The sequence below is a fragment of the Streptomyces sp. NPDC048612 genome (genome assembly GCF_043199295.1).
GTDB lineage: Bacteria > Actinomycetota > Actinomycetes > Streptomycetales > Streptomycetaceae > Streptomyces.
In genome coordinates this window covers 183,074-202,676 of sequence record NZ_JBICVV010000002.1, presented here as the reverse complement: position 1 = coordinate 202,676, position 19,603 = coordinate 183,074, and the positions used below count along the sequence as shown (strand labels likewise).

Below are 19,603 nucleotides of genomic sequence, written 5' to 3'. Positions count from 1 at the left end.
ATGAAGTTCTACCCGTACAAGCGGCTCAACCGGCCGGTCACGCTCAGAGTGACCTCGGTCTCCCTCAAGCTCTCCGACGGTACCCGCGACCAGTTGGAGACCACCGCGTACTCGACCCAACAACAGGCTGTGGCGCTCGGCATTGCGGGCCACACAGACTGGGTGAGCGCCACGATCGGTCTTTCGGCGACGCTGCCGCCGGGGGCGAACGCGCCGGACGCGCCTTGGTCGGATCTGTGCGCCCTCGCCGCATTGACGGACGGCGAGACCAATGTCCGTACCTCTGCGCATCTCATGCTCGACGCGGAGGACGGCCGGGACTGGTCCGGCTCGCTGGAGGTGTTCCGCGACGATCACCTGGGTCGGGCCTCCCTCGCCGTGTACGCCGTCGGGACAGTGGACGGAGTGCGCGGACGGTCGATCGCCGAGACCGACCGGAGCTGGATCATCGACACGGTTTCCGACGAGCCGGTCCGTGGGCTCCGACTCGACGTCCAGAAAGCGTCGTTCAAGAAAAGCTCCCGGGAGTGGCTCCAGGCCTACGCCGACGCGCCCTGGATCGTGGACACCTCGGCCAGAGTCCCCACCGTGTTCGTGAACACCGATGTCGAAGGTGTCATCGACCTGTTGGACAGCAATGGCTCGGGTGTGGACAGCAAGGTGCGTGACCTCCTGGTCGCCCAGATGGCCACCGACGTCTGGACCGCGGTGTTTCACGGTGCCATCGGCGATCTGGAGGTGGAACCCGGTGGCGGGCCGGTCTTCCCCACCGACTGGCAGGGCGAGGTGCTGCGGGAGATGCTCCCGGACGTGATTCCCGGCGTCCATGTCGAGGAGGCCCTACGGCAGGTACATCGCCGGCGCACCGGCGACTCGGGCTGGGTGGAGCTACAGACGCGTATCCATTACGCGGCGGTCCGCCGCGCCGATGCCACCAAGGCGCTTGCCTTTGTCATCCGCAGCCTGGAACAGATGAACCGCGAGAGTGAGACGTGATCACCCAACCGAACCATGTACCTGAGCGCCTGGGGCTGCTCGCCACCTCTGCCGTCGATCCGTTCCTCACCGAGCAACTACTCAAAGGCGAACAGGTTCACGGCGGCATCGATCTCGCCAAGGTCGTCGAGCCGCTCCCCGAGGACGACGCCCGGTGGTGGGTCGAGCCGATCCGGAGCCTGGTGGAAGACGCCATGTTCGAGTTCCGGGAGGACCGTACCCGAGCCGACGCATGGCTCGCGCCACGGCTCCATGCCACGCTGCGCCTGACGCGGCGAGAAGCGGCGGACAAGCGTCTGTGGAACCACCTCGCCCTGGCTGTGGCCCCGGACTATGTGGTCTGGCGGCACCTGTCGGAGCCGACGGCGAACAGGCCGGAAAGGCGCATCGCTGCCGAGCGCTTCCGTGGTCCCGCGGACCGTCAGTGTTTCTCCCGCCTGTGGTGGGCGGCCGAACTCTTCAGGAACGGGTCGGACTACGAGCCGGTCGAGGTCGCCTGCGGAAATCAGGACCTTATCCACACCGTTCTCCGGAGCGAGTTGATCGATCACCGTCCCACCGCTCAGGCCCTTGTCCGTCTTCTGAAGAGCGGCCAGGTCTCCGGCGGGCGAGAAGTCAACGGCCTCAGCGTCGCGATCAACGCGGCGGGAGCGACCTTGATCTACGACATCCTCGCGCCTGACCAGCCCCGCGACCCCGCCCATCTGCGGGACTGGATCGCGGAAGCGGAATCGGCGCCACCGGTCGAGCGGTACGAACTCCCGAACGGGCCCGACGAGGACCCCGCCCCGGAGGAATCCGTGGCCGCGCTCACCAGCTACTTCGCGGAGCTGTTCGAGACTGCGCCGGTCAGGGGCAGGAAGAGCGGGGATTGACCTGGGCGGGCCGTGCTCGGACTACTTCGCCGACGCCTTCTTGCTCTTACGAGGGCGCACGGAGGAGGGGGGCGGCACCTGGTCCTTGGGACGCGGGCACCTGTCGGTGCAGGCGTCGACGGCCCCGCAGCCGTTGCTTCGCAGCTTTTCCCGCTGTTCCTCCGTGGCCGGCTGCCACGGCTTCCTCAACGCCTCCGGGTCCGGCTTGGGGAGCCCTAGAGCGGCGCTCAGCAGGTGTGCACCGAACAGGGGCGGTACGGCGTTGCCCACCTGCTGGGCCTGCGCCGTACCGGACCACGGATAGTCCGGCGGGAAGCTCTGCAGCATCCCGGCCTCGTTCATGCTGAACCGCGGGCCCTCGTGGACGATGTTCTCGTCGAGGTGCTCGAAGACCACGAAGCGGGAGATGCGGCCGGTGACGGTGGCGGCGGGCTGCTGGTCGGTCCGCACTCCACGCCTCCCCGGGTTCCCGGAACTGCCGTAGTTCGAGCGGACCAGGAAGGGAGTGGGACGCCCCGGATGCGAGCCCACCGGTTTCGCGAGGGCCTCCCGCATCGATCTCCAGGACCGCAGGTCCGTGTCACTCTTGGACGCTGTGGTGCCCTCGCAGAGAGTCGGCTGATGGACCTGGTCCGCAGCCTGGTCGGTTTCGCTCGTTCCGTTCTTCCGGTTCCATTCCTTCGCTTCATAGGAACGGTGGGTCGGGGCGGGCAGCGAGGGCTCGCCGAGCCCTTCACGCCGAGCGATCAGTACCGCGCGGGATCGTGTCTGAGGCACCCCGTAGGTCTCGGTGTCGAGGATGTCGACGACGACCTTGTACCTGGTCCTGTCGGGGAGCCCTGTCTTCTCCAGCACCTTGGCGTAGTGCTCCCAGAGCGGGGCCACCGCGGGGACCTGCTCCAGGACGATGACGTCGTACGGGCGGTGCTCCCGACTCGGGCTCCTGGTCGCCTGAATCGCGTATCGGAGAGGTTCGAGGACCAACGCAGTGCGCGGATCGGTGAGGGTTTTCAGGTCCTCGTCGATCTCCTGGTCGGACTCGCCCGCCATCAGCCGCTCGATGTACTCCTTGACCCGGTCCAGGGCTTGGCGTCCGGCGCCGTGCCCGGCCACCGAGTACGTCTGGCACGGAGGGCCACCTGCGAGCACGTTGATCTCCGGCGGCAGGGACTCGAAGGAATCCCTGCGTACCGCGCTCACGTCGGCGTGAAGGGTGTCCAGCCCGGCCGCGTACCGCGTGAGGCACGCACTTCTGTCCCACTCGATGCCGAGGCTCGGGATGTCGAGCGCATGCCCAGCGACATCCAGCCCTCCGGGACCCGCGAAGAGGTCCAGGACAAAGGGCTTGTCGAAGACGGACTGGTGGTGCGCCGAGCTGGTCATGTGGCGGAAGTCTAGCCGGCCGCGGGGGCTCCCGGCTCCCCGTTCAACGCTTCGGCGACGGCTCGCCCCAGCGCCTCTCCGACAGGCGGCGGGGTCGCGTGCCCGATCTGGCGGTACCGGGCGGTCTTGAGTCCGGAGATACCCCACGCTGCGGGGAAGCCCTGGAGGAGGGCGGTCTGGTCCACCGTGATCCGTACCAGTCCGTCGTCCCCGAGTGACGGATCCCACGTGAAATCGGGGCCGGGCGGCTCGTTCCCGAACGATTTTGTGTAGACCCCCATCCGTCGCCACTTGGCCTTCGTACCGCTCGGTCCGAAGTCGGGGCCTCCGTGCGTCTTGGAGCCGCCCACCAAGGTCGGTGCCACACTCGTCGCTTGGGCCGCCCAACGGTCGGCGCCCGGCCAGCCGCAGGAACGCATCGACGGCGCCAGCGCCTCTCCGACCGACACGTGGTCGTGGACGCCGGGTCGGGGCGGTCGGAAGGCACTCGCCCACTGCTGCTTGACGGCCACGAGGATGCCTTGCATGCGGTCCTGGGGCACTCCGAAGTCGGAAGCGTTCAGGATGAACCAGGTCAGCGCGTAGCCGAGGTGCTCCAGCTCTTCGCGGAGGAAGTCCCGTATCGGCGCCAGGGAGTCCTCGTCGACCAGGGTGGGCACGTTCTCGATGATCAGCGCACGTGGCTGGACGGCGTGGACCAGATAGGCGGTCGCCTCGATGAGGCGTGACTCGGTGTCCGACGACCGGCGCGTCACCGTCGCGCTCGACCTCACCCTGGGGGGACCGGCTGCCAGCAGATCGACGTCGTACACCTCGGGGTGGTCCACGGGATCGAAGTCGAGGAGGTCCGCTTTCAGCACGTTCCAATGCGGCCGGTTGGCTTTGAGCGTGTCGCAGGCAGACGACTCGTTGTCCAGGAGAAGTCGAGGCGTGAAGCCCGCTCGTTCCAGCCCCAGAGCGAGTCCACCCGCCCCCGAGCACACATCGACAAAGGTCAGCCCACTCAACGATTCCTCCCCCGTCCCCGCCGGCTCTTTCGCCGCTCGACCGCCGCCGCGATACGGAGAGCCACGTCATCCGGTGCTTCATGCTCCCAGAAGCGCAGTACCTCCCAGCCAGCTGCTACGAGGTGCTCCGTGGTCTCCGTGTCACGCGCCATGTTGCGGTCCAGCTTCTGCCGCCACCACTCTGCGTTCGACTTCGGATGCGTCGCGTGTTCGGGGCAGCCGTGCCAGAAGCATCCGTCGATCAGGACAGCTACTTTGACCGAGGTGAACGCCACGTCGATCCGGCGTCGCGCCATGCCCGGTACCGGGTACTCCACGCGGTAGCGCAGGCCGGCCGCATGCAGGAGGCGTCGGACCAGCAGTTCGGCAGCCGTGTCCTTGCTCGCCTGTCCACTCATGCGCGCGGAGGCAGAGGGCGACGACGGCTTCATCGTGCTCAAGGCGGCTGTGCCTCACGATCGTGGCTCGGTCCCGACGACAGTCCAGTCCGGTGGTCGAGTCGCCGGGCTACGGCTGTCGTGTCGATTCCATCACGGTGAGTGGGCCCACGCCAGTGTGTAGGCAGCGGGAGATCATCCGGGCCGTCCAGGTCGTCGCCGACGGCCAGGCGATGCTGCACCCCGCTGCGGCCCGGCGACTCATCGCGCACCCTCACCACACGGCGCGCACGGTGCCCCGGCCGCTGCCCGGGCCCGGATGGAGCGCTTGACGCCGCGCGAGACCGACGTGCTCGCGACCGGTGGACGCCGAGTGGTCGGTCCATGGTGGACGAACCACTCGGCGTGCCCCGGTGAGGGGCTTCGGGGTGTCGTGCTCAGAACACCAGTGGTAGTTCCCTGACGCCGGTCATGCTCAGGCTGGGAAGGAACCGGGGCGGCCTGTCCGGATCGCTTCGCAGGTTCGGGAAGCGGTCCAGCAGGATGTTCAGCGCCACCCTGCCTTCCAGCCTCGCCAGCGGTGCGCCGATGCAGAAGTGCGCGCCACGGCCGAACGCCAGATGCGGGTTGGGGTCCCGGGCCGGATCGAAGGTGTGCGGATCGGTGAACACCTTCGGGTCCCGGTTCGCCACGCCGAGGAAGGTCACCATCAAGGAGTTGGCCGGGATGCGCTCGCCGCCGAGTTCGGTGTCGGCCGTGGTGGCCCGGGCCGTCCCCGCGAACGGGCTGTAGTACCGCAGCGCTTCCTCGATCGTCGCGGGAATCAGGCTCCGGTCCTCGCGCACCCTGGCGAACCACTCCGGATGGGTGTCCAAGCACAGGATCGAGTTGCCCAGCAGCATCGTGGTGGTGATGTGCCCGGCGATCAGCAGGACGTTGGAGAAGTTCACTACCTCGTTGTCGCTGAGGCGTTCACCGTTCACCTCGGTCTGGACCAGCTTGGTGATCAGGTCATCGCGGGGGTTCTTCTTGCGGTCCATCATGTGTTCGCGCAGGTAGTCGCCGAGTTTCGCGACCTGCGCCATCGCGTCCTGAAGCCGCTGCCGCTGGGTTTCGGTCCGGTCGACGAAGGAGAACTCCTGGGTGCTCTCCATCAGCGCGCTCCCCCACTCCCGGAACTTCTCCCGGTCCGAGCTGGGCACTCCGAGGAGTTCGGCGATGACGATGACCGGAAGCGGATAGGCCAGGTCGTTGACCAGCTCCATCCGGTTGCCGTCGGGCACCGCGTCGAGCAACTCGTGGGTCAGCTCGGCGATGCGTGGTTCCAGATCGGCCACCACCTTCGGGGTGAAGGCATGGCTGATCAGCCCGCGGAGCTTCTTGTGCTCCAGCGCGTCCATCTGAATGAGGTTGCCCTCGCTGAACTGCTCCGCGCCCTCCATCATCTCCTGGGGCACGGCGCGCTGGGTGTTCGAGGAGAACAACGCGGGGTTGGCCAGGACGTGCTGGACCTCCTGGTAGCCGTAGACGCACCAGATCCCGGCCTCCGCGTCGTAGCGCACCGGGACTTCCGGCGCCTGGCCGCGTAGCCAGAACTGGGCCTCGTGGATTCCCCAGGTGTCGGCCATGGACGTCACGTTCGTCATCCCTTGCTAGGTGGTGGGTACGGATCAGCTTGCGGAAGCCCGGAAGCCCGGAAGCCCGGTGGAGCCTGGAAGCACCTCCGCGAACATCGTGCTGATCTGCTGCGAAGCCGTCCTCGCTGCTGCGGGCTCTCCGGGGAAAGCCCGGCGTACGGGGCGGAGTTGCCGGCGAAGTCCCTGAGCACGCCTACTGCGGCGGAGTGTTCACCCGGACCGTGCATTGCCCCTCAGGTGGGAGGCCGACCGAAGGAAAGTGCGGATCGTCGTCGGCCTCCTTGGCCTCCGGGAGGCCGACGGCCGCATGTTCCCCACCCGCACCGCCGGCAGGTGGCACCCGGCAGGTGACACGAAGCGCACGGCGAACGGGCTGTCCGTCGGCCGCAGCGGTGCGGTGTGACCGCTATGCGCCGGGCTTGCGCGCTGCGACCCGCTCGACGATCCCCGCCTTGAGCCGCTTCTGGTACTCGATGACGAATCCGGCCTGCTTGACCAGCGGGAGCGGCCTGCGGGTCTGGTAGTCCCCGCACTGCCGCAGCATGGACTTCTCCAGCAGGCGCTGCCCGAAACGGATCACCCGGTGGTGGCTGCCCACATGGTCGAGCAACAGCAGCCGTCCGCCGGGCCGCAGCACCCGGTACATCTCGGCGATCACCGCCCGGTGGTCGGGCACGCTGCACAGCCCGAGCGTGCAGACGGCCGTGTCGAACGAGTCGTCCGGGAACGGCATCGCGTGGGCCTCTGCTTCCCGCAACTCGACCTCCAGCCCCAAGGTGCCGGCACGGTCCCGGGCCTGGTCCAGCATGGCCGGGCTCAGGTCGAGCCCGGTCAGCGATATCCCGGCCGGATAGAATTCCAGATTCCGCCCGGTGCCGATGGCGACTTCGAGGACGTCCCCTTTGGCCTGACCGCACACCCAGGAACGCCCGTCATCGAGCAGCATGCGTTCGAGGAGTCCGATGTCGCGGTCGTAGCGGGGCGCGTATTCCTGCCACAGTTTGCGGAGCCGCTCGTTCTCCTGGGTCACGTCGGTCACGTCGTTCTCCCTTGTCAATCCGCCCCGTGCCCGCTCGGGCCGGAGCCAATCCACTGCGGCGAGTTCCGCACCGGACGCGGCATGAAGGCAGCGAACCAGATCCGATGCGATTCGCGCCAGCAGACTGTGCCAGAAAGTTTTGCCACTGGCTACGTTCTTACGTTCTTACCTGCTGATACGGGGGCGATAGCGATTCGATGGCGAGTGGAATGTCCCGGGCCGAAGGGGCGTATGCCGGTCCGCGTGCGCACCGGCGGTTCTGAGCCACCTCAAACGCGGGAGTACGTCAGCACAACCCACCGGACCCAGCAGTACATGCAGGTGGGGACGCATCCTCCGCCGCATGTCCACCGGCTGGATCGGTGACCGATCCGCGCCAGCGGTTTCTTCCATTCCGCTTATCGGGCGCCGGGCCGCCCCTGGTCTTGCGCGACCAGCACAATGCCACCGTCCCACCCGAGGCCGCGAGCTTCCGCCGGCTGTCGGCGCCTCAGCTTGCCGCACCCGGAAAGAGGTTCTGACCAGCGGGAATAACAATGCGCGACGGAGAAGATGATCAAAGGAATTTTGCTTGACAGCCGGGACCTCTTGGGCAACGATCACTCACGGCGGTCAGCCGTCGTGGGTCTGGGATTCTCAACGGGGGAGAGCCTGTGGACTTCAGTACGCCTGAGTTACAGCGAATAGCTTCTCTGGTCTCGCCGTATGGACTCGTATCCCGCACCGCGGCCCTTTCCGTGGCCGACGGCGATCCGGAATTTGCCATTCGAGTTTCCGGAATCGGTGACCCCTCGAAGGTTCTGCACAGCATGCAGGGCTGGAGAAACGACGGGGACATGGGGAATGTCGACGGTGTCGGCACGGCGCTTTCCGGCGAGCGGGCGAGGCTGGTCTCGATCGCCGAGGCTCTCGAACGCTATTCGATCTGTTCCTGGCACGACGATGACATCCTTGTCGCCGCCGAGCAGGAACTCACCGAGGAGTTCGTTTCGCCCACGCGGTGGCCCCGGTGCTCTGCAAGCGAGTTCGCTCGTGAGGACTGCGGTCTGGTGCCGTACGACCCGGCCGTCCCGATCAGGTGGGTCCGGGCCTGGTCACTCACCCGACGGTGCTCCGTCCTCGTGCCGGCCATCGCGGTCTACCTCCACATGGCACCGCAGTCACCGTCGGAACTCTTCACCCGGGGCATCACCACGGGAGCGGCCGTTCACTCCGACCTCCGCAGCGCGGTCCTCGGCGGACTGCTGGAGGTCGTGGAGCGGGATGCGCTCTCCCTCGCGTGGTTGCAGCGCCTGCGGTTACCGCAGCTGTCGGTCGATCCGGAGCTGCTGAAACCGCTCGTGCGCGCCTACCACGCGACCGGGACGGCACGTCACCTCCAGGTCCGGCTCTTCGACGCGACGACGGACTTCGGCGTCCCCGTGGTGTACGCCGTGCAGCTCTCACCCCACGAAGAGCAGCTGGCGCAGATCGTCTGCGCGACCTGCGACGTCGATCCGCAGCAGGCGGTGGGCAAGATCTACCGTGAACTCTCCTCCGTGCGTGTGGCGTTGCGCGGTCGCGTGGACGGCCGGCCGGTGGAGCGACCCGACGACGGGACGGTCAGCGTGGTCGGGTCGGCCGCGTACAACGCTTCGGCCGGGCGACGGGACGCCTTCCGGCACCTGCTGGAGAGCGAGCGGGAGGTACGGCCTCTCGAAGCGCTGCCCGACCTGTCCGCTGACGCTGACCCGCTGGTGACCGCGGTGTCCCAAGTCGCCGCGCGGGGGGCCGAGGTACTCGTCGTGGACATCACCACGGACGAGGCGCGGCAAGTCGGCATGCACGCCGTCAAGGTGCTGGTACCCGAGGCCATGCCGCTGTCCTTCATTCACAGCGAGCGCTACCTCGGTACGCCCAGGCTCTACGCCGCGCCGACGGCGATGGGCCACGAAAGCCACGGCGAAGAGTCGCTGAATCCGGAACCGCAGCCGGTCGCGTAAAGGGGGACACAGCACGTGCTGTCTGAGAAGTCGGTGGATTGCCTGTACCTGGTGAGGGATGCCTTCGGAGAGCAGTACGCCGACGCGTACCGGCCGGCGGCACTGAGCCGGGTGACCGGCAGCGAGCTTCCCGACGACGCCCGGCTGTCGCGCGCCGCGGTGGTCGTGGCCGTGCACTCCGGGCGGGACGAGGAACTGCGTGACGCGCTCGACCGGCTCGGGGCCGAGCGGGGCGTCCCGACGGTGGGGGTCGAACTGCTCCCCACGAGGATCGTGTGCGGTCCGGCCGTGATCCCCGGAGCCACCGCCTGCTACGCGTGCTACCTGCGGCGGATCGAGCAGCACCGTGATCCCGCGCGGGCCGGTCACATGGCCGAGGCGACGAGGGGCCTGCCGGAGGGCTTCGGCCGGATGCACCTCGCGGTCGCACACGGTCTGCTGGCGCTGGCCACGGCCGAGCTGCGCAACGGCCCGGACGGGCTCGGCGGCACGGTACGGACCTTCGACCTGGTCACGGGCGGGCTGTCGACGGCGTCGACGGTGGCCGTGGACCGCTGTCCGCGGTGCAGCGCCCGATGGGGCGATCGGCGGACGGGTGCCGGCGCGGTGGCGGGTCTTGTCTGAAGTTGTCCTGACGTCTTCGCAGTGAGGAAGGAGCGCAATCGATGGGTGTTGAGCTGAAGGCCGAAGCCCTTGGACGGGCCGCGGGCCGGGACAAGCAGATCGCCGTCCCCGAACGTCCTGTGCTCCGCAGGGGCGTTCGTCTGCGCCGGTCCGGCGACGCCGTGATGCTGGACGGCGCGGACAAACGGCAGGCCTTCACCGGGAAGTTCGCGCGCGAGAGCCTCGGCCGGCTGGCAGCCGCCTGTGACGGCACCACCACGCGTGCCGGCATCGCCGCCGCGGTGAACCTCGACGAGGCGGTCGTCCTCAAGTCCTTGGCGCTGCTCTGGGCGTCAGGAGCCTTGGAGGAGGGCGTCCGGCCCGGCGAATCCCCGGCGGTGTCGCCCGAGCTGGCCTGCCTGCTGTCCCGACTCGGCAACTCCACCGGGGTGAACCCGTCCTGGACCGACGCCGCAGCGCGGCTCGATCGCGCCACCGTTCATGTGGCGGGGGACAAAGACCTGGCGGAGGCCACGGCGCGCTGTCTGGACGGAGTGTGCGAGGTGGTCGGTGACCTCGATGAACTGCCGGTCACCGACGACGCCCTCGTCGTCTTCTTCGAGACCCGGCGGTCCCGGCCGGAGCTCGCCGAACTGCGGAACCGGTGCTGGCTGGAGCGGCGGTCCCTGCTGCGCGTGCGTGCCGACGGCACCTCGATGACCCTGGGCCCGTACGTGGACCCCGCGTTCACCCCGTGCCTGGAGTGCGGTGCCGCGGACGAGGGAGACGATCTGCCGGACGAGCCGCCGCAGCAGGCGCACGACCTCGTCGCAGGTATCGTCGCCCACCACGTACTCGCGCTCTCCTCGCGTTCGATCCGGACCTACCTGCCGCTCGACGCCGGCATCATCGACCTGACCACCCTGTCGACGCGCTACCGGCCGAGTGCGACCCGCCCCGGGTGTCCCACCTGCTCGTTCAGCAAGGGCACCACGGCGTCCGTACCGCCGTCCAGCGCGGTCTACGAGGCGTCGATCGCCCTGCCGGTACGCAAGTTCCTGGACACCAACGGGCATCTGGCCCACTTTCACTCGAAGAACATGAAACTGCAGTGGCAGTTCCGCGACTGGCCCAGTTGCCCGCGGGTGACACTGCCCGAAGCGGACGTGTCGAGGATGGCCGGAGCTCCGCCGCCGGTGGCGGATCGGGCCGGCGTCGGCCGGCCCGAGGTCGCCCTCATGCTCGCGGTCGCCTTCGGTATCCGCGAGCGGTCCGACGGCTGGGTGCAGCGGTGGACCGCGGCCGGCGGAAACATCGGCTCGGCGACGGCCTACGTGGTGAGCCGCGACGCGTCCGTGCTGCCCGTGGGCGGGTACGCGTACCGCGAACGGGACCACGACCTCGCCCAGCTCACCAGCACGGCGCTACCGGGCGAGAGGCCGCTGCTGCTGGTCGTCACCGCCAACCTCAAGAAGATGGGTGCCAAGTACGGCACCTTCGGCCTCCGGCTCTCCTTCTGCGACGGCGGCGTTGCCCTGTCCGCCGCCCGGAAGGTCGCCGACCAGCTGAACCTGGCCTCCTCACTGGTCACGGACTGGGACGACCAGGTCCTGAGCGAGTACCTGGGGCTCTCCACCGCCGAAGAACCCATCACCGCCGTGATGGAGGTGGGCTGAACGATGCGAACCGACTCCTCCATGATGGAGCCGCTGCTCGACGCCTTCGCCGAGCGGACCTGTACGAGCGACGGTCTCGCGGCGAACCGGTCGCCGATGCCGTTCGCGGACGCCACGCCCGTCGACATCGATGAGCGGGCAGCGGGTTCCGGTCACCCTCTCGATCTGCACGACACCCTGCAGGCGCGCCGGTCGTCCCTGCATTACAGGGATGCACCCGTGCGCACGGACCTCATCCTGAGCTCGGTGCGCGAGGCGTTGGCGCGTGACTCCGGCGACTGGGCGCTCGATGACGACATCGGCCCGCTCGAGGCATTCGTCTTCGCGCTGCGCAGTGAGGGCAAGCCGGCCGGGGTGTACCGGGTCACCGCGCAGGAGGCGTCGTTCATCGCCCCGGCCTCGGCCATCGGCGATCCCGAACGCCTCGGAGTCCAGCGCGAGTTCGCCGATGCGGCCGGGATGGTCACCGTCTGCGCGAATCTCGACGCCGCGGACTCCTGGGGCGGAGCGCACGGATTCCGCCTGTCCGCGGTACGCGCCTCCATGTCTCTCTACGACTTCCATCTCCGCTGCCAGTCCCACGGGCTCGTCGGCACCATCTTCGGCGGCTTCATCGGCGCGGCTGTCCGGAACCTGATCCAGAGCGACGGTGTGACAAGGCACCCGTTGCTTGCCGCGACCTACGCCCACCCAGTGTCTTGACCGCTGTGCACGAAAGTGAGTGATGTGATGTCCTCCGGGGGTCTTTCATCGGCTACGGGCGTCGTTCTCGCCCGGCCTGATGTCTCGCCGCTGCGGACGAAGCAGGGCGCGTGGATCGGCGTCGGTGCCTCTTCGTTCACCGTGCGGGGTGCGTCCGCCTTCCAGGTCGTCTCGACGCTGCTGAACCGGTCGGACGGCAGCCGTACCGGCCGTGAAGTGGTGGACGAGTTCCCGGCCGGGGCACGCCCGGCGGTGTCGCGTGTGCTCGACGCCTTGGTGGCGCGTCGGTGCGTGGCCGTCCTGGACGCGCCGATGTCGCGGCAGGTCGCGGCCAAAGGGCCGGCGTCGGAGTGGCTGATCCCGTACCTCGCGCAGCTGACGGAGGAGCCGGTGCGCGCGCTGGACCGCGTCCTCGCCACCACCCTCCACCTGTACGGCCGCCCCGGCTGGCTCGACCGGTTGCGCCAACTCCTGGAAGCTTCACCTCTGTTCGGCCTGCGGACCGGGTTTCACGCGGTCTCGGCGGAGGAACCGGTGCCGCAGTGGGAGGACGCCGGACTGGCCGTCGTCGACGCGGACGGTCTCTCGTACGAGCACACCGTGCGACTGCAGGACGCACTGCTCGAACGCGGCGTTCCGCACGGCATCGTGGGCGCGGTCCGCGGGCGCCGTTGGATTCTCTGGTCCGACGACACGGCAACCGGCTGCTGGGAGTGCCTGTGCCGATACGGTCACACGGCACAGTCGGCCACCCCGGCCGACACCGCACCCACGGCACCGGACGACGCCACCGCGGCGGCACTGATCCACGCGATCTACCTGCGCAGCGCCGGACTCGGCGAGCACGCGGCGGCGGTGTCCATGCCTCTCGGACCGAACCTGCCGACGGTGACCACGCATCCGGTGTGGTCGGCGGCGGGTTGCCGCTGCCACCGGGCCGTGGCGCCATCGGTCACCGGTGGCGAGCGCGAGGACGCGGCCGAGGAGCTGGTCCGCAGAAACATCGTCAGCCCCGAGGACGACGGCCGACTGGACGATGTCCACGAGCGGATCGTCGACACCCTGCGCAGCTGGACCGACGAATTCGCTGGCCCCTTCTGTTACTTGGACGGCGGCGATCTGTCGCAGGTCCCCTTCGGGCAGGCCAGGGCCACGGCCCTCGTCGGGCTTGCCGACGAGTGCCGGGTCCATGAACTCACCACCGCCACCTTGTCGCCCCGGGAGGCGATCTATCAGGCGGCGCTCAACGTCCTGGAGAGGTTCGCGCCTCCTGCGGTGGGCGCCGGATGGTCGCTGGACGAGGCGGTCTACCGCGCCCTGCTGAAGTGGTCGATGGCACAGCCGCTGGACCCTTCCGCGTGGGCGCACCTGTCCGATGACGACCTGGGGCACGGCGAGTGCGCCGGATTCAGCCGGTACATCCAGCGGACTGCCGCCCGCAACCGTGGTGGGGAGGAGGTGCGGTGGACCGGCACCCGGCTGCCGAACGGCATTCACCGGGTCACCGGGCGCGCGGCCGGCAAGCCGGTCGCGCACGGCGCGGGCGCCTGTTATGCGGAAGCGGTCTCCATGGCGCTGCTCGGGCTGGTCAACGACGACGGCGCCCTGGTGCCGCTCAACCCGCACTTCCTCACCTGGACAGAGGTGTGGCGGCACATCGCACGGCCGGAGTGTGCCGAGGTGACGGCGCGAACGGTGCCCTTCGCCCGGGGCAAGGTCCGACTGGTGGAGGTCATATGAGTGTCCACGAGCAGGCTGCCCCGCCGGCTGCCGACCTGATCTCCGCGCTGTCGGCCGACTCCGGCACACCGGAGCCGGCGGAGGTGCTCCTGGGGCCGCTGACCGACCCCACACGGGTACACACCGGCGGAAGCGGGGCCGGGCGCGGCCTTGCGGTGATGTTCTGGTGCGGCAGCGTCCACGTCCTGGCCTACGACCTGGCGCACGACCGCGACGGCGGATGCCCGCGGTGCCTGGCATGGTTCCTCAGCAGGAACGTGGAATTCGCGGAGATGCCGCCGGCGGAGGCCTCCGGGAACGACTCCGCGGGAGCCGGGCGCAGCCACGCGCTCTGGCAGCAGCTCGGCCCGGCACTGCGCGCGACCGTCACCCGGCTCGCGGCCCAGCTCCTCCGGGAACCCTCCGCCGGGGGCATGCTCGCCACGGTCGACCGGGCCGGCGGCGCGGTGCGACGCGGACACGTACCTCCGAGAACGGGCTGTCCGGCACGTCGGCCCGCGACGGTCACGACCACGATCGCCTTCGGTTCCGTGCCCGAGCTGCTGGCGAAGTCCGACGGGGCGCTCCGGGCCCGGCGTCCGCTGCCGCCGACGCTCACGGCCGACTACCTGGGGCCGCACTCGCTGTTCCGGGAGCCGCTCGTCGATCTGGACGGCCCCCTGCCCCAGGCGCAGGTGGGCCTGCCCCTGGGCAACGGCATGCTGGAGCCCGGGGTCGGGCGCACCCGGAGCTTCGCCAAGAGCAGGACGACCGCGGTGCTGGAGGGCCTGGAGCGCCACACCGGCTTCTGTCACCAGCCGGCCGACGGCCTCGTGGAGGCCTCGCTCGCGGAGCTGGGGACACAGGGCCTCGATCCCCGCACCCTCGGACATCACTCCGCCGACCAGTACGCGCAGGACGGCTTTCTCTGGTCGCCCTTGGACGCGGCCGAATCGGTGGAATGGGTACCGGTCACGCCGCTCGGCGAGGGCCCTGCCCGGTACCTGCCGGAAGTCGCGCTGTCGTGGGTGCGCCGCACCGGAGCGCGGAAGCCGTTCTTCTACGACACCTCGAACGGGTTCGCGCTGGGCCAGAGTCACGAGGAAGCGACGCTGCACGGACTGTTCGAGATCGTGGAGCGGGACGCGTTCCTGCTCACCTGGTACCGCAAACTGCTGCTGCCGGAACTCACGCTGGGCCCGGCCGACAGCGACATCAGGGAGCTGATGGAACGCGTCGAGGTGGTGACGGGGTTCCGCGTTCGCCTCTTCTGGGCGACGCTGGACATCGACATCCCGGTCGTGCTGGCGCTCGCCCAGCGCGACGCGGACTCCGGCCCCTGCACTCTCGTCTCGACCGGGGCCGGCCTGTACCCACGGGCGGCGGCCGAGTCGGCCATCTTCGAGGTGTCCGCGCGCGTGGCCTCCCTGCGGCATGCCTTCGACAACGACCCGGTACACAGGCAGCGGCTCGCTGAGGACTTCGACGCGCTCGTCGACATGGATGACCACAGTCTGCTCGGCGCCCTGCCCACGTCCCGGGAGTGGTTCGCGTTCCTGACGACACCGGACAGGCCCGAACTGAGTCTCACGGCATTGGCCGCGGCAGCCCCGGAGTTCGACACCCTCGACAAGGATCTCGACTACGTGCGGGCACAGATCGAGGCCACCGGCACGCATGCCTACGCGGCCGATGTGACCACGCCGGAGCTGCGCTGGCGCGGACTGGTGTGTACGCGCAGCTTCGTACCCGGATGTGTGCCGATGACGTTCGGGCAGGGCACTCGCCGTCTCGAAGGGCTGCCGCGGCTCCACAGCGGATCGCTCCCGTACGCCTCCCAGTTGCCCGACGACATGACCCCGGCGGACGTTCCGCCCCACCCCTTTGCCTAGCCCGCCGGTAAGACGAGGAGAACCTTTCGTGCGATCGGATGAGCCTTCACGGCCCCCGGCTGAGTCCACTGCGAGGATCAGCCCCTACGTCGTGTTCCGGCGTAGTCGGCTGCCCGTGACCGGACTTGAGGACCTCCGGTTCGACGAGCCCTGGGTCCGGATCGAGGAGAGCCGCCTCCTTCGGGAGGACTGTGCGCGGCGTGCGGGCGTCGTGTCCGACCGGCTGGCCGGACTCGTACCGCACGTGGACGCGTCCGTGCGTGCCGAGCTCGTCCGGCTGCGCCGTGACATCTACAACCAGCGTGCCGAGCCGGCGGCTCGGCGGGTCGGGGCCGTGGAGCCGCACCTCGACGAGGACACCCGCGCCGGAGTGCGGGAGTGGTTCGACCTCGTGCAGCGGACACGGCGGTGTGAGGACGAGGCGCGGACGCTGTTCGAGGACCGGATGCGCTCGGCACGCGCCGGCTTCGCCCGTATCCTTGAGCACGACTCGATGGCGAGGAGCATCCAGCTCTCGGGCGACCAGCTCTACGAGAGCCTGCGCCGGTACACCTCGGGCGAGATGGGCTCGGTCAAGCCGAGCCGGTCCCGGGTTCTTGAGTCCTCGCTGGTGAACTTCGCCTACCGCGCCGCGCTGAAGCCGTCTCCCTTCGGCCGGTTCACGGAGGTCGGAGCCTTCCCGCCCGATCTGCCCGAGGCCGGGCACACCGTGCCGGAGTCCCGCACGTACTCGACGTCCACGCTGAACCGGGTGCTGGTGAACTGGCTGGCCGCCGGACTGCGACGGGTCGACGGCGGCATCGACCTCTGCAAGGTGCTGCTGAACTCGTCGCTGCGCGTGGATGACAAGAAGATCGAGTTCATCGGCCTCGTGCCCGACTCCTCCGAGCACGGCGTCTCGGAGTCGATCGTCCGGCTCAAGCGCGACAAGGTCGTCGACTGCCTCCTGACCGTCCTGGCCGGAGGCACGGCGTCGGTGCCGGAGGTGCTCGGGGCGCTGACCACGCTGACCGGCAGCGACGAAATCAGCAGAAAGGCCCTGCGGGCCATGATGCGGATCGAGTTGCTGTACGTCAGCCCCGGCTTCGACGAGCAGGGACCGGAGTACTCCGAGAAGGTCGCCGGTGTCCTGCGCGCCGGGACGACCCGGCCCGTATCCGTCCTGAGCGGTCATCTCGAAACCCTCCGGGAGCTGGAGACGAAGCTCTCCGACGCGCCCGCGGAGAAGCGCGGGCTGCTGCTGAGCGCCGCGGAGCAGGCCCTCACCGACGTCGCCGAGGTCTGCGAGATGGACCCGCCCCCCGCGGAGATCTCCCGGGCACCGGTGTACGAGGATCTCTGGACACCCGACCGGCCCGCCACCTGGAGCCAGGACGCCGTGGCCGCGAACGTCCCCGCGCTGGAGAGTCTGTGGCGGCTGTCGTCGCTGCTCGACTACGGCCACACGAAGCGGTTGGGGGTGTACCACTTCGCGACCACCACGTTCGGCGACCGCGAGACCGTGCCGTTCCTGACGTTCTTCGACAAGCTCGTATCGCTGTCGGAGAGTGAGCAGGACGCGGTGTTCTGGGGCCATGAATCCGCCGCAGCCCGGGCCTTCGTCGCACAGCGGGTCCAGGCCCTGCAGAACATCGGCGAACAGCTCGTGCCCGACGACGGCGTCGTCCGGATGGCACCCGAAGCACTCAACGACGCGTGCGCGGGAGTGGAGGACTGCGCCGACCCGAAGTCGATCACCTTCCGCGTCCAGTTCGCAGGCGGCGCACCGTCGCCCGACATCGTGGTGAACGGCGTCCTGACCGGATACGGCGTCTACTTCTCGCGCTTCAGCTCGTTCGTACAGGGATCTGCGGCCGACGACTGGACGCTTCGGTCCGCCGTCCGGGAACACCTCCGGAAGGCCTTCCCGGGGCAGGTGGACCTGAACATGGTCGCCGGCCTCAACTTCAACCTGCACCCGCCCCTCACCGACCGGGTGCTGAATTACCCCGGCACCTGGCCCACCGCACCGGAGATGAAGGCCTACAGCCTCGACAAGCTCGCCATCCGGATCGACCACGCCAACCGCGGGCTGCTCCTCTGGGACCCCGAGCTGGACGAGGCCGTCCACCTGGCCCCCATGAACTTCATGCTCCCCATCGTGGTTCCGGTCCTCTACAACCTGTTGGAGGTCCTGAGTCCGACGATCCGGTACAACTACGCGCCGATGGACGACATCGGCCGGGCGATGGGGCATCGCGGGTACCCCGGATCGGCGCCGCGGCTGATGGTCGGCGACGTCATCGCCAGCCGGCGGACCTGGACGGTGCCCGCACGCGACATCCCCGAGTTGTCCGAGCTGAGCAAGGACTCCTACCCGGCGCTGCTGCGCTTCGACCGGTGGCGTCGCGAACAGGGCCTGCCCCAGCACGCGTTCGTACTGACGCAGCGTCTGGACGAGTACAACCTGCTGTCCGGACTGGTCGAGGAGATCCCGAGAGACTGGTCCGATTTCAGGCATCTGACGCGGGCGAGTGTCCACAAGCCCATGTACGTCGACTTCCGTAACCCGTACCTGGTCCGGAGCTTCGCGAAGTCCGCGCTGACACGGGACGACGTCTACGCGTCCATCCGAGAGTGCGTACCGGCCCCCGACGAGTACGGCGGTCCGGGACCGTCGGCAGCAGAGGAGTTTTTCGTTGAGCTCTACCGGGACTGAGCGGGCCAGTGAGTGGTCGCCGCTCCACATCTATCTCCCGATGTCGCTGCAGCCCGGCTTCCTGCGGGATGTGGTCCACCCCGTCGTGCGCGAGGCCGGAATCCGGAACCGCTTCTGGTACTTGCGGTACTGGCAGGGCGGTCCGCACATCAGGCTGCGGCTCCACGAGGCGTCGGAGGGGACCGTCGCGTCGGTACGCAGCAGGCTGGCCGCGGCCATGCCGGCACTCGACGCCGAGCAATCCGCCGAGTACGAACAACAGGCCTCCCACCAACCCGGCCTGGCCGAACTCGAAGGGGCGAAGCCCGTCGAGGTCAGGGCGGCGGGCACCGTCGAAGCGGCCGTCTACTCACCCGAGTACGCGAAGTACGGCGGCACCACGGGACTCCGCATCGCCGAAGAACTCTTCCGCTCGACATCGACCGCGGTCCTTGATCTCCTCTCCGGCCTGACGGACCGCCAACTCGTGGCGTCGCCGGCAGGTCCGGCCATTCGCGTCATGGCCATGTCCCTCAAAGGTTCCGGACTGGACATGGCGCAGAGCCAGGACTTCCTCAGCCATTACGAGGAGGACTGGCGAAGATGGGTGCCGCCCGGGTACGACGAAAAATGGGCCGGGATGTATGAGAAAACGCGAAGCAGGGTGGTGAGCCTGTGCAGTACGGTCTGGCGGGACGGGGTCACCGACGTTTTCCACGACACTTATGCCAGAGCCTTGAAGTCCACTCAGGCGGCACAGTTGAAATCGACGGGCGGTGACGTCGCGGAACTCGTACTGGAAGAAACTCCGTATGTCCACTGCCTGGCGAACTACATTCACACCACCAACAATCGGCTCGGAATCCTTCCGTCCGCCGAGGCATTTCTGGCCTATGTCATCCGTCGCGCCCTGACGGAATTGCGATGACGTGACACCGCATGGGCCGGCTCGGCGAAGTCAACCGCAGTGCTGTGACCGCACTTGCGGAGCTTTTCCCTGCGCAACTGCATATGTGGTTTTGTGTTGCCGTCGCGCCG

Annotated in this window: 15 protein-coding genes; 10 read left to right on the top strand and 5 right to left on the bottom strand. The window is 68.7% G+C overall.

Translation table 11 applies throughout. The features are described 5' to 3' along the window. Both ACGFN2_RS04230 and ACGFN2_RS04225 read left to right on the top strand, forming a co-directional pair. On the top strand, positions 1 to 996 hold the full coding sequence (locus ACGFN2_RS04230) for a hypothetical protein (protein WP_393357397.1): 996 nt from the start codon (positions 1 to 3) through the stop codon (positions 994 to 996). Then, the gene (locus tag ACGFN2_RS04225; protein WP_393357395.1) at positions 993 to 1,871 is read left to right on the top strand and encodes a DUF6339 family protein; all 879 of its coding nucleotides are present in this window, start codon (positions 993 to 995) and stop codon (positions 1,869 to 1,871) included. Before ACGFN2_RS04230 ends, ACGFN2_RS04225 begins: the two co-directional genes overlap by 4 nt. 21 nt (positions 1,872 to 1,892) lie before the next feature. Here the strand turns inward: ACGFN2_RS04225 and ACGFN2_RS04220 are convergent, their stop codons facing one another. The 5 genes from ACGFN2_RS04220 to ACGFN2_RS04200 all read right to left on the bottom strand — a co-directional run bounded on the left by ACGFN2_RS04220 (position 1,893) and on the right by ACGFN2_RS04200 (position 7,314). Next, positions 1,893 to 3,254 carry a DNA cytosine methyltransferase gene (locus ACGFN2_RS04220; protein ID WP_393357393.1) on the bottom strand — a complete coding sequence of 454 codons (1,362 nt, stop codon included), beginning with the start codon at positions 3,252 to 3,254 and terminating at the stop codon, positions 1,893 to 1,895. An 11-nt stretch (positions 3,255 to 3,265) separates the two neighbouring features. Beyond that, positions 3,266 to 4,261 (bottom strand): DNA cytosine methyltransferase, encoded by a 996-nt coding sequence (locus ACGFN2_RS04215; RefSeq protein WP_393357391.1) that lies wholly within the window; start codon positions 4,259 to 4,261, stop codon positions 3,266 to 3,268. Further along, positions 4,258 to 4,659 (bottom strand): very short patch repair endonuclease, encoded by a 402-nt coding sequence (locus tag ACGFN2_RS04210; protein WP_393357389.1) that lies wholly within the window; start codon positions 4,657 to 4,659, stop codon positions 4,258 to 4,260. The genes ACGFN2_RS04215 and ACGFN2_RS04210 overlap by 4 nt, the downstream gene beginning before the upstream one ends. A gap of 416 nt (positions 4,660 to 5,075) precedes the next feature. After that, positions 5,076 to 6,284 (bottom strand): cytochrome P450, encoded by a 1,209-nt coding sequence (locus ACGFN2_RS04205; protein WP_393357387.1) that lies wholly within the window; start codon positions 6,282 to 6,284, stop codon positions 5,076 to 5,078. 397 nt (positions 6,285 to 6,681) lie between these two features. After that, the gene (locus tag ACGFN2_RS04200; protein ID WP_393357385.1) at positions 6,682 to 7,314 is read right to left on the bottom strand and encodes a class I SAM-dependent methyltransferase; all 633 of its coding nucleotides are present in this window, start codon (positions 7,312 to 7,314) and stop codon (positions 6,682 to 6,684) included. Between the two features lie 809 nt (positions 7,315 to 8,123). On the opposite strand from ACGFN2_RS04200, the gene ACGFN2_RS04195 reads away from it, so the two are divergent. The 8 genes from ACGFN2_RS04195 to ACGFN2_RS04160 all read left to right on the top strand — a co-directional run bounded on the left by ACGFN2_RS04195 (position 8,124) and on the right by ACGFN2_RS04160 (position 19,493). Further along, on the top strand, positions 8,124 to 9,296 hold the full coding sequence (locus tag ACGFN2_RS04195) for a YcaO-like family protein (protein WP_393357383.1): 1,173 nt from the start codon (positions 8,124 to 8,126) through the stop codon (positions 9,294 to 9,296). A gap of 15 nt (positions 9,297 to 9,311) precedes the next feature. Beyond that, the gene (locus tag ACGFN2_RS04190; protein WP_393357381.1) at positions 9,312 to 9,920 is read left to right on the top strand and encodes a TOMM precursor leader peptide-binding protein; all 609 of its coding nucleotides are present in this window, start codon (positions 9,312 to 9,314) and stop codon (positions 9,918 to 9,920) included. Positions 9,921 to 9,961: 41 nt separating this feature from the next. After that, positions 9,962 to 11,575: a tpaE gene (locus ACGFN2_RS04185; RefSeq protein ID WP_393357379.1), complete on the top strand. Its 1,614-nt coding sequence runs from the start codon at positions 9,962 to 9,964 to the stop codon at positions 11,573 to 11,575. A gap of 3 nt (positions 11,576 to 11,578) precedes the next feature. Then, positions 11,579 to 12,277 (top strand): tpaF, encoded by a 699-nt coding sequence (locus ACGFN2_RS04180; protein ID WP_393357377.1) that lies wholly within the window; start codon positions 11,579 to 11,581, stop codon positions 12,275 to 12,277. Positions 12,278 to 12,304: 27 nt separating this feature from the next. After that, a complete protein-coding gene (locus ACGFN2_RS04175; protein WP_393357375.1) occupies positions 12,305 to 14,017 on the top strand; it encodes a hypothetical protein in 1,713 nt (570 codons plus the stop codon). After that, positions 14,014 to 15,888, top strand: a complete 1,875-nt coding sequence (locus ACGFN2_RS04170; protein WP_393357373.1) for a YcaO-like family protein — start codon at positions 14,014 to 14,016, stop codon at positions 15,886 to 15,888. Before ACGFN2_RS04175 ends, ACGFN2_RS04170 begins: the two co-directional genes overlap by 4 nt. A gap of 115 nt (positions 15,889 to 16,003) precedes the next feature. After that, the gene (locus tag ACGFN2_RS04165; protein ID WP_393357371.1) at positions 16,004 to 18,586 is read left to right on the top strand and encodes a lantibiotic dehydratase; all 2,583 of its coding nucleotides are present in this window, start codon (positions 16,004 to 16,006) and stop codon (positions 18,584 to 18,586) included. Beyond that, on the top strand, positions 18,567 to 19,493 hold the full coding sequence (locus ACGFN2_RS04160; protein WP_393357369.1) for a thiopeptide-type bacteriocin biosynthesis protein: 927 nt from the start codon (positions 18,567 to 18,569) through the stop codon (positions 19,491 to 19,493). Before ACGFN2_RS04165 ends, ACGFN2_RS04160 begins: the two co-directional genes overlap by 20 nt. Positions 19,494 to 19,603: the final 110 nt, after the last annotated feature.

Excerpts from the sequence above, each read along its gene's own strand:
- ACGFN2_RS04230 (WP_393357397.1), top strand. The coding sequence starts at position 1 with ATGAAGTTCTACCCGTACAAGCGGCTCAACCGGCCGGTCACGCTCAGA.
- ACGFN2_RS04220 (WP_393357393.1), bottom strand. The coding sequence starts at position 3,254 with ATGACCAGCTCGGCGCACCACCAGTCCGTCTTCGACAAGCCCTTTGTC.
- ACGFN2_RS04210 (WP_393357389.1), bottom strand. The coding sequence starts at position 4,659 with ATGAGTGGACAGGCGAGCAAGGACACGGCTGCCGAACTGCTGGTCCGA.
- ACGFN2_RS04205 (WP_393357387.1), bottom strand. The coding sequence starts at position 6,284 with ATGACGAACGTGACGTCCATGGCCGACACCTGGGGAATCCACGAGGCC.
- ACGFN2_RS04195 (WP_393357383.1), top strand. The coding sequence starts at position 8,124 with ATGCAGGGCTGGAGAAACGACGGGGACATGGGGAATGTCGACGGTGTC.
- ACGFN2_RS04185 (WP_393357379.1), top strand. The coding sequence starts at position 9,962 with ATGGGTGTTGAGCTGAAGGCCGAAGCCCTTGGACGGGCCGCGGGCCGG.
- ACGFN2_RS04180 (WP_393357377.1), top strand. The coding sequence starts at position 11,579 with ATGCGAACCGACTCCTCCATGATGGAGCCGCTGCTCGACGCCTTCGCC.
- ACGFN2_RS04175 (WP_393357375.1), top strand. The coding sequence starts at position 12,305 with ATGTCCTCCGGGGGTCTTTCATCGGCTACGGGCGTCGTTCTCGCCCGG.
- ACGFN2_RS04170 (WP_393357373.1), top strand. The coding sequence starts at position 14,014 with ATGAGTGTCCACGAGCAGGCTGCCCCGCCGGCTGCCGACCTGATCTCC.